Origin of the sequence: Pelagibacterium mangrovi, from assembly GCF_036662815.1 — a bacterium.
In the GTDB taxonomy this organism is placed as follows: Bacteria; Pseudomonadota; Alphaproteobacteria; order Rhizobiales; family Devosiaceae; genus Pelagibacterium; species Pelagibacterium mangrovi.
In genome coordinates this window covers 300,962-314,910 of record NZ_JBAFXA010000003.1, presented here as the reverse complement: position 1 = coordinate 314,910, position 13,949 = coordinate 300,962, and the positions used below count along the sequence as shown (strand labels likewise).

The following is a 13,949-nucleotide window of genomic DNA, read 5'->3' as shown; positions in this document are numbered from 1 at the left end:
CTAATGGCCCCCTATGCGCGGTAATTCACGTCGTTGATTGATTGGCGACCCCGGCAGGATTCGAACCTGCGACCAATAGCTTAGAAGGCTACTGCTCTATCCAGCTGAGCTACGGGGCCGGTTGAAGCGTGCTGTAGCGCAATCGCTTCGGTTTGTCAGCCGTTAAGCCGAAACAACGCACAAGGCCTTGACTTTGAAGGCGCAAGCGCCGATATCGACACCCGTGCCGTGTGCTGCCGCGTGAGCAGCCTGTGCCGCCGAAAAGCGGATCTTACCAGCCGGCATGATTTTCCCAATAGTTCCCAGATCACGCGGGGTTCTGACGGGGCCGACGCTCGATGGACAATGTGGTCCTTCGAAGTTTGGGCGGCCCTGCAACCGCTTTGGCATGCGCCATCCGTTTTCGGATGTTGCGCTGTGCCTCATTTGTCCGGCCTCCGCGAAGGGCGCCGGAAAGGATATCATTTGACCGACTTCCAGGCCCTTGGCCTCAATTCTCATATTCTCAAGTCTCTATCCGCTCTCGGCTTTTCCGAGCCGACCCCCATTCAGGCCAAGGCGATTCCGCTGGCGCTGGAGGGCCGTGACGTCATGGGCCTTGCCCAGACCGGCACCGGCAAGACGGCGGCGTTCGGCCTGCCGCTGATCCAGCATCTTTCCGCCCAGCCCGGCAAGCCCGCGCCCCGGACCTGTAAGGCGCTGATCCTGGCGCCGACCCGCGAACTGGTGAACCAGATCGCGACGAACTTGCGCGCCTTCACCAAGGGTGGCCCGATCAAGGTCAACTCCGTGGTGGGTGGTGTTTCCATCGGCGCCCAGATCAAGGCGCTTTCGTTCGGCTCCGATATCGTCGTCGCAACGCCCGGTCGCCTGCTCGATCTCGTCAAGCGCCAGGCGATCCGTCTCGATTCCGCCAAGCACCTCGTGCTCGATGAAGCCGACCAGATGCTCGATCTGGGGTTCATCCACGCGCTGCGCGAAATCTCGCGCCTCGTGGGGCAGCCGCGCCAGACCATGCTGTTTTCGGCCACCATGCCCAAGCAGATGAACGAGATCGCCAGCGCTTACCTTACCGATCCGGTTCGCGTCGAAGTTTCGCCTCCGGGTCGGACGGCGGACAAGATCACCCAGTCTGTCCATTTCGTCGACGGACCGGGCAAGGTCGCGTTGCTCAAGGAACTCCTTTCAGCCGATCTCGACAATCTGTCGCTGGTTTTTACCCGCACCAAGCACGGCGCTGAAAAGCTGACCAAGCAGCTCGAAGCCGCCGGCTTCGCCACCGGTTCGATCCACGGCAACAAGAGCCAGGGTCAGCGCGACCGGACGCTGAAATCGTTCCGTTCCGGCGATATTCGTGTGCTGGTCGCAACCGATGTGGCGGCACGCGGCATCGATATTCCCGGCGTCAGTCACGTCTATAATTTCGACCTGCCGCAGGTGGCCGACAACTATGTCCACCGGATCGGCCGTACCGCTCGCGCGGGGGCATCAGGCGAGGCCGTGGCGCTTTGCAGCCCCGACGATTTCGGTCTCCTGATCGCCATCGAAAAGCTGACCGGTTTGACTATCGATACAGCCAGCGGCACGCGCCCCGAAAGGGCTCCGCGCGGCAATGGACCCAAGCGGATGCAGGGCAGGGGCGGCAAGCCCGCCGGTGCCGGCAAGCCCAATAACGGAAAGGCGGCTCGTCCGTTCGATCCGATGAAGGCGGCCACCCAGCGCAATCGCAAGAAGCAGCGCGTCAAGCGCGCCCGCCAGGCCGCGTAAGCTATACTGGCTTGAAGAATTCACAGCCCGCATTCCACCGGAATGCGGGCTGTTTTCATATTGGTAACAGGCCGGACTTCACACCTATGCGACTTTCGTCGTATTCGGTCTTGACATCGATTACAGAATGAACGGACTATGATGCAATCGATTGCAAGGCGGCGTTTGCCTGCACTGTAATCGATTACATCTCCGTTCTGCGGAGGGCCGTGTGTTGAGGAGCCACGGTACGGTTTGGAGGAGAAGAGGGCCGGAGGGCCATCTTAGAAAACCCTTGGGAGGATTGTTCCGATGAAGAATTTTGCCGTAGCCGCATCGTTCGCGGCTGCTCTCATGAGCACGACCGCCGCTTCTGCGGCCAATCTCGAAGTCACCCACTGGTGGACATCGGCCGGAGAGGCCGCGGCTGTTGCCGAATTCGCGCGGGTGTTCGAGGAAGAAACCGGTCACACCTGGGTCGATAGCGCGCTTGCCGGCTCGGGAACCGGCGCCAACCCCGTCATCATCAGCCGCATCCTGGGCGGCAACCCGATGGGCGCCACGATGATGAACACCGGCCGCGATGCCGAAGAACTCATCCAGGCCGGCCTCATGCGCGACATGACCGACATCGCCGAGGAACTGGGCGTTGCCGATTTCTACGTCGACCAGACCCTGCTCGAACCCTGCACTTATGAAGGCCGCATTTATTGCTTCCCGGTCAACATCCACTCGTGGGACTGGCTGTGGGTTTCGACGGCGGCTTATGAAGAAATCGGCCAGCCTGTCCCCACCAATTGGGACGAATACGTCGCCTCCTGGCCTGCGCTCGAGGAAGCCGGCATCCTGCCGTTCGGCCTTGCTTCCGGCTGGCCGATCGCCGGCGTGCCCGGCGTGCTGATGGCCGGCATTGGCGGCACCGATCTGGTGCTTGCCATCAACCGTGACCGCGATGCGGAAGCGGTCCGCAGCGAGGATTTCCGCCGCGTTGCCGAGGCCATGGACGCCATCCGTTCGGTCGTTTCGCCCGAAACCATGGTTCCCAACTTCTCGGACGTCGGCAATCAACTGCTCGAAGGCACCGCCGCCGCCAATATCCACGGCGACTGGCTGCAGGCGGACCTGCAGGTGGCGGGCGGCGAGCCCGGTGTGGATTATGAATGCCTGCCGGGCCTGGGCATGAACGATCAGCTTACAGGCGGCGGGGACTCCTTTTTCTTCCCCGTGCTTCCGGAAGGGACCGATCCCGAAATCCTCGACGCCCAGCTCGATCTGGCCCGCGTGCTGATCTCGCCCGAAGCCCAGCTTGCCTTCAACATGAAGAAGGGATCGATGCCGATCCGCACGGATATCGACCTCGAAGAGGCCAATCCGTGCATGCAGAAGGCTCTCGGCCTTCTCGACAACGGCCTGCTGCCCTCGGGTGATTTCGCGCTCTCGAGCGATACCCAGCAGCAGCTTCAGGACCTCAACATCGAGTTCCTCGACGACGATTCCATCTCCGTCGACGACTACATCGAGCGCTACGCCTCGATCATCGAAAGCGCCAATTAAGCGCTTTCGCGTCGTCTGACCGGACAGTGGCCGGTTTGCCTCCTCAGGCCGGCCGCTGTCCTCCTCAACGGAGGGATCGACTTTGACCGAAGCTACCGCCCAGGGCGAACGCGCCCGGCAGGAGACGAGGGCAGGGCGCGTTTTGCGCCATATGTTCACCCGCAATCTCTCGGCCAAGATCGCCGCAACGCCAATGATCGCTACGGTGCTCGTCGTATTCGTCGGCTGCACGCTCTGGACGATCTGGTATTCCTTCACCAATTCGCGCCTGCTGCCGACCGGCGATTTCGTGGGTTTCGCGCAATATGAGCGCCTGTTCGGCACCTCGCGCTGGAACGTGTCGGTGGCCAATCTGTTCTGGTACGGCATTCTCTCGCTGGCCTTCACGCTTTCGGTGGGTTTTCTGCTGGCCGTCCTGATGGACCAGAAAATCCGCTTCGAGAGCGCCTTCCGCACCATCATGCTCTATCCGTTCGCGCTGTCGTTCATCGTGACGGGCCTCGTCTGGCAGTGGATCATGAACCCCACGCTGGGCCTGCAGGGCACCATGCGCAATTTGGGGTTCGACTGGTTCACCTTCGACTGGATCGCCCGTTCGGACATGGTGCTCTATGGGCTGCTGATCGCCGGCCTGTGGCAGGGCACCGGGTTCATGATGGTGCTCATGCTCGCCGGGCTGCGCAGCGTCGATGAGGAAATCTGGAAGGCCGCACGCGTCGACGGCATCCCCACCTGGCGGACCTATCTCTTTATTATCCTGCCCATGATGCGGGGCGTGTTGGTCACCGCCGTGGTGCTGGCCGGCTCGGGCATCGTGCGGCTTTACGATCTGGTGGTGGCGCTGACCAATGGAGGACCGGGTATCTCGTCCGAAGTGCCGGCCAAGTATGTCTATGACTACATGTTCACAGCCGGCAATATCGGGCAGGGGCTCGCCGCTTCCACCATGATGCTGGTCACCGTGCTCATCATCATCGTGCCCTGGGCCTATCTCGAATTCGGCGGCCGGGGGAGGAAGTCATGAGCAATCCCGCACAGCTTTCCACCCATGTCGCCATCGATGCCGTCAAGGAGCAACTGACGCTCGACGGCCCTCATGGACCCCGGCCCAAGCCGTTCTTCACGCCTCGGCGGATCGTGCTCTATTCGATCCTCTTCGTTGCATGCCTTTACTATCTGTTCCCGCTTTATGTGATGGTCATGACCTCGTTCAAGACCATGCCCGAAATCCGCTTCGGCAACATCTTCGCGCCGCCGGTCGAGTTCACGGGCGACGCCTGGGTCAAGGCCTGGAGCGCCGCGTGCACGGGCCTGACCTGCAATGGACTATCGCCCGGATTCTGGAACTCGGTGAAAATCCTTGTTCCTTCGGTCCTCGTTTCGACGGCCGTCGCTGCGGTCAACGGCTATGCCCTGGTCAACTGGAAGTTCAAGGGCTCGGAAATCTTCTTTGCCATCCTGATCTTCGGCTCGTTCATCCCCTATCAGGTGTTCCTCTATCCGCTGGTAATGATCACCCGCGAGCTCGGCATCTTCGGCACCATCTGGGCGGTCATCATGGTTCACACCATTTTCGGCATGCCCATCCTGACGCTGCTGTTCCGTAACTATTTCGCCGCGCTGCCACCCGAACTGTTCAAGGCGGCGCGCGTCGATGGGGCAGGGTTCTGGCGGGTCTTCTTCGAGGTGATGCTGCCCATGAGCCTGCCCATCGTGGTCGTGGCGCTGATCCTGCAGGTGACGGGCATCTGGAACGATTTCCTGTTCGGCGTCGTCTTCGCGGGCACGCAGAACTACCCGATGACCGTGCAACTCAACAACATCGTCAACTCGGCGCAGGGCAGCCCCGAATACAACGTCAACATGGCAGCCACCATGCTGACCGGCCTCGTACCGCTCTTCGTCTATTTCGTCTCTGGACGCCTGTTCGTCCGCGGCGTCGCAGCCGGCGCGGTCAAAGGGTAAGGCATAATGACAACAAACACAGACACTTCCGTCTCGATCCGCGACCTGTCCCTCAACTTCGGCGTCGTGCAGGTGCTTCAGGAAATGAACCTCGAGGTCAAGCAGGGCGAATTCCTCGTGCTGCTCGGCCCCTCGGGATGCGGAAAATCGACATTGCTCAACTGCATTGCCGGCCTGCTGGACGTTTCGGGCGGACAAATCTTCATCTCGGGCAAGAACGTCACCTGGGAAGAGCCAAAAAACCGGGGCATCGGCATGGTGTTCCAGTCCTATGCGCTCTACCCGCAGATGAGCGTCAAGAAGAACCTCTCCTTCGGCCTGCGCGTCGCCGGGCTGCCCCGGGACGAGATCGACCGTCGGGTGAAGCGCGCGTCCGAAATGCTTCAGATCGAACCGCTTCTGGACCGCAAGCCGGCCAATCTCTCGGGCGGGCAAAGACAGCGCGTCGCCATCGGGCGGGCGCTGGTGCGCGATGTCGACGTGTTCCTTTTCGATGAGCCGCTATCGAACCTCGACGCCAAGCTGCGCTCGGATTTGCGAGTCGAAATCAAGCGGCTGCACCAGCGGCTTGAAAACACCATGATCTACGTCACCCACGACCAGATCGAGGCGATGACGCTGGCCGACCGCATCGCCATCATGCGTGACGGGATCATCCAGCAGCTCGACACCCCGCACGAAATCTACAACCGGCCCGTCAATCTGTTCGTTGCCGGCTTCATCGGTTCGCCCTCGATGAACTTCATCAAGGGCGCGCTGAGCAACAAGGTGCTAACGGCCGATGGCATGACCCTTTCCGTCGAACGATACGGATTCGAGCCCGGCAATGAATATCTCGATACCGCGGCGGTGCTGGGCATTCGGCCCGAGCATGTGATCGTGGGCGAGGCGGCCGCCAGCCAGCCGGTGAGCTTTGAAGCCGAGATCGAGATCGTCGAGCCCATGGGCTCGGACACCATCGCCTGGAGCAGCCTTGGTCAGCAGGCCTTCACCTTCCGCGCCGATAGCGAACTCGATCTCGCTGTCGGCCAGAAAATTCGCCTCGGGTTCGATCCGGCCCGCGCGTCCATATTCGATGCCGCCAGCGGCGAGCGCATCTAGGAGTATCAAGTGACTGATTTTTCGTTCCAATTATACAGCGCCCGCAATTTTCCGCCGTTGTCGGACACCCTGGCAATGCTTTCCCGCCTCGGCTATCGCCAGGTTGAGGGCTTCGGCGGGGTCTATGACGATCCGGTGGCGGTAAAGGCCGACCTCGACGCCAACGGGCTCACCATGCCCACCGGCCATTTCGGACTGGATCAACTCCGTGACAAGGCCGGAACGCTGGCGATTGCCCGAGCGCTGGGCGTCGAAACCATCATCTGCCCATTCGTGCCGCAGGAACGCTGGAAACAACGTGACGCGGAATGGGTGAACTTCGCCCGCGAACTCGGCGATCTGGCAAAAACCTATCGCGACGAGGGTTTCGGGTTCGCCTGGCACAACCATCATTTCGAATTCTGGCCGCTCGACAGCGGCCGCAGGCCCATGGAGATCATCCTCACCGAAGCGCCGGAAGCCGACTGGGAGATGGACGTTGCATGGGTGGTGCGTGGCGATGACGATCCCAAGCGCTGGATAGACGATCACGGTGACCGCATCGTCGCCGTCCATCTCAAGGATATCGCACCCGAGGGCGAGGCGGCCGACGAGGACGGCTGGGCCGATCTGGGCCATGGCACGGTGTCCTGGAAGGATCTCTTCGCGGCGATCAAGGCGAAAACGCCGGCGAAATATTTCGTGATGGAGCACGACAATCCCAACGATCTGGAACGCTTCGCGTCGCGCTCGATCGCGGCGGCGAAAACGCTGTAGGACAACCAAATGAGCAAGACTTACGGCGTCGGCATTCTGGGTGCCGGCAACATTTCGGCGGCATATCTGGCCCTTGCGCCTCTGTTCAAAGGCATAGAGGTGCGGGCGGTCGCCGATATCCTTCCGCAGGCCGCCAAGGCGCGTGCCGATGAATTCAACGTCGCCGCGCAAACACCCGACCAACTGCTGGCCAATCCGGAGGTTGATGTCATCGTCAACCTCACCATCCCCGAAGCCCATTATCGTGTGTCCAGGGAAATCGTTTCCGCCGGCAAGCACGCTTATTCGGAAAAGCCGCTCGTCCTGACGCTGCAAGAGGGCGAAGACCTCAAGGTGGCGGCCGAGGCCAATGGCGTGCAGGTCGGATGCGCTCCCGACACCTTTCTGGGCGGCGCCCATCAGCAGGCGCGCGCGCTGATCGACGAAGGAACGATCGGGCGGATCGTTTCGGGCACATGCCACGTCATGAGCCATGGCATGGAGCACTGGCACCCCAATCCCGATTTCTTCTTCAAGCCGGGGGCAGGGCCGGTCCTCGATATCGGGCCGTATTATATCGCCAATCTGATCAATCTGATCGGCCCGGTGCGGAGGGTATCCGCGATTGCCTCGACCCCGCGCGAGCGCCGGGAGATCACCAGCGAGCCAAGGCGGGGCCAATATGTGCCGGTGGAAACCCCGACCACGATTCACGCGATCCTTGAGTTCCACAATGGCGCCGTGGTGACATTGGGCGCCTCCTGGGACGTCGAGGCCCACCAGCATTCCAACATGGAAATCTACGGGTCCGATGGCTCGCTCTACGTGCCCGATCCCAATTTCTTCGGCGGCGAACTGGTGCTGGCCCGGCGCAATGGCAGCAAGGAGGTGGTCGAGCCCTGGAAGCACCCGCTTGGCGTGCCCAATTGGGAACGGCCGGACGGCCCGCCCTTCGCCAATTACCGCACCGCCGGCTTGGCCGACATGATGCTGGCCATCGATGCCGGCCGCAAACCGCGCTGCTCGCTGGAAACCACGCTGCACGGGGTCGACGTCATGACCTCGATCCTCAAATCGGCTGAGATGGGGCAAGCGATCACCCTGACGACGACCTGCACCCGTCCCGATGCGCTAGGGCCGGTCGAGGCGCAGGCGTTGCTGGTTTGAACGGAGCCTAGATCGTGTCCACCACCCCACCATCGACGCGCAGCGAGGCGCCGGTGGTGCCCGACGCCTGTGGCGAGCAGACATAGACGATCATGTTGGCCACTTCGTCGGTCGTCGTGGGCCGCATGAGGATCGAGGACGGGCGCTTTTCGGCTACGAAATTGATGCCGGCCTGTTCAATGGATTCTCCGGTTTGCTCCGCCGTCTCCTTGAGGCCGTCGATCATCCCCTCCGAGAGGGTGGGGCCGGGGAGGACGGCGTTGACGGTCACCCCTGTCTTGCGCATGCGTTTGGCAAGCCCGCGTGACAGGGAGAGGTAGGCGGTTTTCATCACGCCATAATGGATCATGTCGGCGGGAATGTTGATCGCCGATTCCGAGGCAATGAACACAACCCGGCCCCAGCCGTTCCTTTCCATGCCGGGCAGATAATGGCGCGAAAGACGTACGCCGGACATCACGTCAACATCCCAGAATTTCTGCCAATCGGCATCCGACGTCTCGAAGAAATCCTGCTCGCCGAAGATGCCGGCGTTGTTGACGAGGATATCGACGGACGGGAAAGCCGACGTAATGCGGTCGCAGCCTTCCGCTGTCGAAAGATCGGCGGCCACGCCGTCGAGCTTGGCTTCGGGCACGCCCGCCGCGATTTGTGACATGGCGACGGCAACATCATCGGAATTGCGGCCGGTGATCACCACCGTCGCACCGGCTTCGGCCAGCCCCCGGGCGGTCGCGAGGCCGATGCCTCGCGTCGAGCCGGTGACGATGGCAGTCTTGCCCGAAAGGTCGATATGCATGGAAGCGCTCCGGAGTGGGTGAGATCGTCGGTTTCAAGCGACAAATGTCACCAAGGTTCCCGGCAAAACCAAGGTGAAGCCTGTCAGGAAAAGATCGCGGGCGCCGTCGAAGACGCGAGAACCACCCCGGAGATGAACAGCAGCACCAGAACGAGACGCCGGAAGGCGCGCGTGTCCAGCCGCCGGAACAGCATTGCCCCGAGCAGCGCCGGGACGACGAGCGCGACTGAGATCAGCCCGAAATAGCCCCAGGTTTCCGCCGTGATGATCGACCCGGCCAGAAAATAGCCAATCATCGTGGTGACATGCATGGCGATGTTGAATCCCTGCATGATGCCGCGCTGGGCGTCCTTGTCGATGCCGCGAAGCGTGCACCAGAGGGTGGGGATGGGTCCGGAAAGCCCCCCAAGGCCGCCGAAGACTCCGCCCAGCCATCCCGCAACGCCATCGGCCCAACGGCCGCCGAAACCCAGCTTGAAGCCGGGCGGAACGAACAGCATGAGCGGGCAATAGACCACCATGAAAACCCCCAGCGCGAATTTGAACCCGAGCGGGTCGAGCACGCTGAGGAGCCAGATGCCCAACGGCACGCCGAGCACCCCGCCGATAACGAAGGGGATCATGCCCTTGAGGTCGAAATGCCGTCCGACGATAGGGAGGGTGACGAGCTGACCGACCAGCGACCCGAAAACCGCCATGGGTGCTGCCAGCGCCGGGTCCACCGCCCACGCCCATATGCTCAGGCTGGCGAGCGCGAAGGCGAAGCCGGCAAGCCCCTGAACGAAGCCTGCGACGATCGCACCGCCGATGATGACGAGAAGATATGTCTCCAGCCGCCCGTCCTCCCAAAGCGCCTGGAAAGACAATCATGCGATTCGGACAAAAGCGGAATGGCTTTGAGCGTCCCCGCTCAATGGGTCCAGGGCGATTTCCGGTCGTAGCGGAAATTGTCCGGATAGCTCACCTTCTTGATGGTGGGCTCCTGCGCGGGTTGGACGAAATAGGGAATGCCTTCGCGCCGTGCGTAGGATTCAGCCTCTTCGAGCGTTTCGAAACGAAGCACGATCTGCTGCTTGACGTCACCCGAGGAGGTATAACCCATCAGCGGCTCGATGGTGCGCGGCGATTGGGGTTCGAACACCAACACCCAATCCTGGCTTTTGCCCTTGCCCGACTGCATGGCATTGCGGGCCGGGCGATAGATGCGTGCGACCATTCTCGTCTTCCCCTGCAGCGCTTCCGAACCGCAAATCATCTACGGGCCAATGGTCGGGGCAGCAAGATTCGAACTTGCGACCCCCGGTTCCCAAAACCGGTGCTCTACCAGGCTGAGCTATACCCCGACATGGCCGTCGCTGTTGCGATACACATTCTTTTCTGGCAGGGCAAGGCGTGTTCGTGGCGGCACCGGGCCTCCTGTGAACGAAATAACGGAGTCGACCCCAAGTGCTCGCGCCCGATACATTCACGATCCGCTGGCTCAAGGCCGTAAGCGAGCGGCACCGACAGGCCAAGGTCCTGTTCTGGTGGCCGTTGTGGACGCTATTAGGCCTGCTGGCCATCGCGCTGCTGCTCGATGCCCCCGTGCTCGAAGCGCTTGGCAACTGGCCGGCCCATGAGCGGGCCTTCTTCGATGTCATTACCGATCTGGGAAAGTCCGATTGGTTGCTGTTTCCCACGCTGATCGGGATCATCGCCGGCGCCATCGCCATGCGCATGAACCTGCCCTACAGTTGGGCTTGGGCTGTGCGCGGAGTCTTTTCGCTCTCCGCCTACGTTTTTTCTACCATCGCCTTCTCCGGAATCGTCGTCCAGATCATCAAGCGCCTGATTGGTCGAGCTCGCCCCATGCATCTCGAAGAGCTCGGGGTGCTCCATCTCGAACCGCTCAACATGCATTGGAGCTTCCACAGCTTTCCCTCGGGCCACGCCACCACCGCGATTGCCTTCGCCCTGGCGTTGCACACACTGGTCAACCGCCGCTTTCACGGCTGGATTATCGCATTTGGCTTCGCCATCGGGCTCAGCCGAATCGTCGTTGGGGATCACTATCTTTCCGACGTATTGGCCGGCTCGTTCGTGGGGTTGGCCAGCGCGATCCTCGTGCGCGATTATTTCGCGACCCGTCACTGGGGTATGCGGATCGAAAACGGCAAGATCAACTATCGCATGTTCGCCGCTTTCAAGCCGCTGATAAGGCGACTCCGCAGAGCTCAGAAACCCGCGGACGCGTAATAGCGCGAAATCCCCGCCTCGAGATCGGCCTTGAGGTCGTCCATATCCTCGAAGCCGACATGGATACGCATGAGATTGCCCAGGTTAGACCAGGGCACGGCCGTGCGGATGCGCTTGGGGGCCGAGGGCAGGATGAGGCTTTCAAAGCCGCCCCAGGAATATCCCATGCCGAAAATTTCCATGTCGTCGACCATCGCGGCGATAGCGCTGCGTGGCGCGGATGGAAGAACGATAGAGAACAGGCATCCCGAGCCGGAAAAGTCTCGCGCAAAGATCGCGTGATCGGGATGCGAGGGCAGGGCGGGATGGAGCACTTCCACGCCGCCCCGCGCTTCCAGCCACGAAGCGAGCTCGCGCGTGCGCGACTCATGCTCCTTCATGCGCACGGCCAGCGTGCGCATGCCGCGCGTCGCCAGATAGCTGTCATCGGGCGAGACGATGAGGCCCAGCGTGTGATGGGTGCGCCGTAGCGCGTCCATATAGGCGGCATTTGCCGAAACGGTACCCATCATCGCATCCGAATGGCCCACGAACATCTTGGTCGCCGAATGGATCACCAGATCGGCGCCAAGCGACAAGGGCCTGTAAAACAAAGGCGTTGCCCAGGAATTGTCGACGAGAATGGCAATGTTCCGGCCCTCGACGGCCTGGGCGATCGCCGGCAGGTCCTGGATTTCGAAGGTGAGCGATCCGGGGCTTTCGATAAAAATGGCGCGGGTCTTGTCCGAGACTATCCCGGCGATTCCCGCTCCGATGCGCGGATCGAAATAGCGCGTGGTGATTCCCATGCGCGCGAGCACGGTATCGGCAAGGCTGCGGGTGGGTTCATAGACGGAATCGGTGATCAAAACCTCATCGCCTACCGACAAACACGTAAGAAGCGCCAAGGAAATTGCCGATACGCCGGACGGCGTGAGCATGGTGCCGGCCGCTCCTTCGAGTTCGGTCACCAAGTCTTCGAGCCCATCGGTAAGCGGCGTGCCCTGCCGCCCGTAGCGATAGCGGATCGATGAGTCGTCGAGCGCCGCCAGCGTGGGAAAAATGATGGTGCTGCCCCGATATACGGGCGTGTTCACGAATCCGTGCTGGCTCGCGGGGTTCCGGCCGCCATGGGTGAGAAAGGTTTCTGTACGGGTCTGAAATGACCGGCTTTTTTTCGTTTCTGACATGTTACCTTGGCGGTGTTGGCGAAAAATAGGTCAGCATTCTTGCTGCATAATTAGGCGCGGGCTCCGAAGTGACTATTTTTGTGTCGGATTTTACCTTGACGCAAATGGCAAAACTGCGCTTCGATGCTGCCCAGCAATGCGCCCGATGGCAATAGGGTGATGCTGCCTCGCCGCAAGGCGAGATATACGGATCGGGCAAAAAGGGGCCCGAGCCGATCGAAAAAGGGTTAGGAAACAAAGGCAAAACCATGAAAAAACAGCTTATCACTTGTGCAGTGATGGCGGCCGTCGCCGGCACCTCTTCCGTCGCGCTCGCGCAGACGCTTGATGAGGTTACCGAGCGCGGTTACCTGCAGTGCGGTGTGACCGAAGGCGTTCCCGGCTTCTCGTTCCCCGACGACAACAACAATTGGGCCGGCCTGGAAGTCGATTTCTGCCGGGCAATGGCCGCTGCGATTTTCGATGATCCGGATGCGGTGCGTTACACGCCGCTGACCTCGCAGGTTCGCTTCGAGAGCCTGGCGAACGGCAATGTCGACGTGCTTTCGCGCACGACCACCTGGACGATGAGCCGCGACACCGATCTGGGCATCAGCTTCACGGGTACGATGTTCTATGACGGCCAGGGCTTTATGGTGCGCGAAGATGCCGGCGTAACCTCGGCCACCGAACTGTCCGGCGCCGCTGTCTGCATCGAGTCCGGCACCACGACCGAGCTCAACGCCGCCGACTACTTCGCGACAGAGGGTCTGGATCTTTCGAACGCCGTGGTGTTCGTGAACCAGGACGAAGTGGTTCAGGCTTATCTCGACGGCCGCTGCGACGTCTACACCACCGACGCTTCCGCGCTAGCCGCCGAACGTTCGGGCTTCCCCGATCCCGAGGCGCACATCATCCTGCCCGAGATCATTTCCAAGGAGCCGCTTGGCCCAGCCGTTCGGCAGGGTGACGTGCAATGGTTCAACATTGCCAAGTGGACCCTGTTTGCGATGGTCAATGCCGAAGAACTGGGCGTGAGCTCGGAAAACGTCGATGAGATGCTCGGCTCGGACAACCCCGAAGTCCGCCGTCTGCTCGGCGTCGAGGGTGACTTCGGTACCCCGATTGGTCTTACGGCCGACTGGGCCTACCGCATAATCTCGCATGTGGGCAATTACGGCCAGGTCTATGAGACCCATGTCGGTGAATCCACCCCGATCGGTATTCCGCGCGGCATCAACAATCTGTGGACCGAAGGCGGCGTGATGTACGCCCCGCCGATCCGCTGATCGCCGATGGATTTGAGCCCGGGCACCATATGGCGCCCGGGCATTTTTACCGGACTGGCATTACCCGCGCGGCTGGAGCGCTCCGTAGGAAAAGCGCAATTGCGTTTTCCGTTTCGCGAGCGTGGTAAACAGGCCCCGGAGCAGATGGCGCGTTCCAGGCGAACGCGGAAAAGCTCGGGGCGTAGCCGCCGGCGCCATTGGGGTATCCGG

At 61.4% G+C, this 13,949-nt stretch carries 13 protein-coding genes and 2 tRNA genes; 9 read left to right on the top strand and 6 right to left on the bottom strand.

Annotation, left to right across the window (positions count from 1 at the left end; translation table 11 throughout):
- Positions 1-42: 42 nt before the first annotated feature.
- Positions 43-119 (bottom strand) — tRNA-Arg (locus V4T21_RS06675).
- Between the two features lie 346 nt (positions 120-465).
- Here V4T21_RS06675 and V4T21_RS06670 point away from each other — a divergent pair.
- From V4T21_RS06670 to V4T21_RS06640, 7 genes are all read left to right on the top strand, one after another.
- The gene (locus V4T21_RS06670; RefSeq protein WP_332714689.1) at positions 466-1,767 is read left to right on the top strand and encodes a DEAD/DEAH box helicase; all 1,302 of its coding nucleotides are present in this window, start codon (positions 466-468) and stop codon (positions 1,765-1,767) included.
- A 291-nt stretch (positions 1,768-2,058) separates the two neighbouring features.
- A complete protein-coding gene (locus V4T21_RS06665; RefSeq protein WP_332714687.1) occupies positions 2,059-3,300 on the top strand; it encodes an ABC transporter substrate-binding protein in 1,242 nt (413 codons plus the stop codon).
- Positions 3,301-3,451: 151 nt separating this feature from the next.
- Positions 3,452-4,324 (top strand): carbohydrate ABC transporter permease, encoded by an 873-nt coding sequence (locus tag V4T21_RS06660; RefSeq protein ID WP_332715064.1) that lies wholly within the window; start codon positions 3,452-3,454, stop codon positions 4,322-4,324.
- Complete coding sequence (locus tag V4T21_RS06655; protein ID WP_332714685.1) at positions 4,321-5,265, top strand: carbohydrate ABC transporter permease; 945 nt, start codon at positions 4,321-4,323, stop codon at positions 5,263-5,265. The genes V4T21_RS06660 and V4T21_RS06655 overlap by 4 nt, the downstream gene beginning before the upstream one ends.
- Positions 5,266-5,271: 6 nt before the next feature.
- Positions 5,272-6,366, top strand: coding sequence for an ABC transporter ATP-binding protein (locus tag V4T21_RS06650; RefSeq protein WP_332714683.1), 1,095 nt, complete (start codon positions 5,272-5,274; stop codon positions 6,364-6,366).
- Between the two features lie 9 nt (positions 6,367-6,375).
- Positions 6,376-7,122: a sugar phosphate isomerase/epimerase family protein gene (locus tag V4T21_RS06645; RefSeq protein ID WP_332714681.1), complete on the top strand. Its 747-nt coding sequence runs from the start codon at positions 6,376-6,378 to the stop codon at positions 7,120-7,122.
- Between the two features lie 9 nt (positions 7,123-7,131).
- The gene (locus V4T21_RS06640) at positions 7,132-8,268 is read left to right on the top strand and encodes a Gfo/Idh/MocA family protein (RefSeq protein ID WP_332714679.1); all 1,137 of its coding nucleotides are present in this window, start codon (positions 7,132-7,134) and stop codon (positions 8,266-8,268) included.
- Positions 8,269-8,275: 7 nt separating this feature from the next.
- Here the strand turns inward: V4T21_RS06640 and V4T21_RS06635 are convergent, their stop codons facing one another.
- The 4 genes from V4T21_RS06635 to V4T21_RS06620 all read right to left on the bottom strand — a co-directional run bounded on the left by V4T21_RS06635 (position 8,276) and on the right by V4T21_RS06620 (position 10,410).
- Positions 8,276-9,067, bottom strand: coding sequence for an SDR family NAD(P)-dependent oxidoreductase (locus tag V4T21_RS06635; RefSeq protein WP_332714677.1), 792 nt, complete (start codon positions 9,065-9,067; stop codon positions 8,276-8,278).
- 83 nt (positions 9,068-9,150) lie between these two features.
- Positions 9,151-9,933, bottom strand: a complete 783-nt coding sequence (locus tag V4T21_RS06630) for a sulfite exporter TauE/SafE family protein (RefSeq protein ID WP_332714675.1) — start codon at positions 9,931-9,933, stop codon at positions 9,151-9,153.
- A 44-nt stretch (positions 9,934-9,977) separates the two neighbouring features.
- Entirely contained in the window at positions 9,978-10,283 is a 306-nt protein-coding gene (locus tag V4T21_RS06625; RefSeq protein ID WP_332714673.1) for an ETC complex I subunit, read from the bottom strand.
- Between the two features lie 50 nt (positions 10,284-10,333).
- Positions 10,334-10,410, bottom strand: a tRNA-Pro gene (locus V4T21_RS06620).
- 103 nt (positions 10,411-10,513) lie between these two features.
- Here V4T21_RS06620 and V4T21_RS06615 point away from each other — a divergent pair.
- A complete protein-coding gene (locus V4T21_RS06615) occupies positions 10,514-11,302 on the top strand; it encodes a phosphatase PAP2 family protein (RefSeq protein ID WP_332714671.1) in 789 nt (262 codons plus the stop codon).
- Here V4T21_RS06615 and metC read toward each other — a convergent pair.
- Complete coding sequence (gene metC / locus V4T21_RS06610) at positions 11,281-12,471, bottom strand: cystathionine beta-lyase (protein WP_332714669.1); 1,191 nt, start codon at positions 12,469-12,471, stop codon at positions 11,281-11,283. The genes V4T21_RS06615 and metC overlap by 22 nt on opposite strands.
- A 248-nt stretch (positions 12,472-12,719) precedes the next feature.
- Between metC and V4T21_RS06605 the strand changes: the two genes are divergently transcribed.
- A complete protein-coding gene (locus V4T21_RS06605; protein WP_332714667.1) occupies positions 12,720-13,739 on the top strand; it encodes an amino acid ABC transporter substrate-binding protein in 1,020 nt (339 codons plus the stop codon).
- Positions 13,740-13,949: the final 210 nt, after the last annotated feature.

What these genes read in the sequence shown, in the direction of transcription:
- V4T21_RS06665 (WP_332714687.1), top strand. Translation starts at nt 2,059, where the DNA reads ATGAAGAATTTTGCCGTAGCCGCATCGTTCGCGGCTGCTCTCATGAGC.
- V4T21_RS06660 (WP_332715064.1), top strand. Translation starts at nt 3,452, where the DNA reads ATGTTCACCCGCAATCTCTCGGCCAAGATCGCCGCAACGCCAATGATC.
- V4T21_RS06655 (WP_332714685.1), top strand. Translation starts at nt 4,321, where the DNA reads ATGAGCAATCCCGCACAGCTTTCCACCCATGTCGCCATCGATGCCGTC.
- V4T21_RS06650 (WP_332714683.1), top strand. Translation starts at nt 5,272, where the DNA reads ATGACAACAAACACAGACACTTCCGTCTCGATCCGCGACCTGTCCCTC.
- V4T21_RS06640 (WP_332714679.1), top strand. Translation starts at nt 7,132, where the DNA reads ATGAGCAAGACTTACGGCGTCGGCATTCTGGGTGCCGGCAACATTTCG.
- V4T21_RS06635 (WP_332714677.1), bottom strand. Translation starts at nt 9,067, where the DNA reads ATGCATATCGACCTTTCGGGCAAGACTGCCATCGTCACCGGCTCGACG.
- V4T21_RS06625 (WP_332714673.1), bottom strand. Translation starts at nt 10,283, where the DNA reads ATGGTCGCACGCATCTATCGCCCGGCCCGCAATGCCATGCAGTCGGGC.
- metC (WP_332714669.1), bottom strand. Translation starts at nt 12,471, where the DNA reads ATGTCAGAAACGAAAAAAAGCCGGTCATTTCAGACCCGTACAGAAACC.
- V4T21_RS06605 (WP_332714667.1), top strand. Translation starts at nt 12,720, where the DNA reads ATGAAAAAACAGCTTATCACTTGTGCAGTGATGGCGGCCGTCGCCGGC.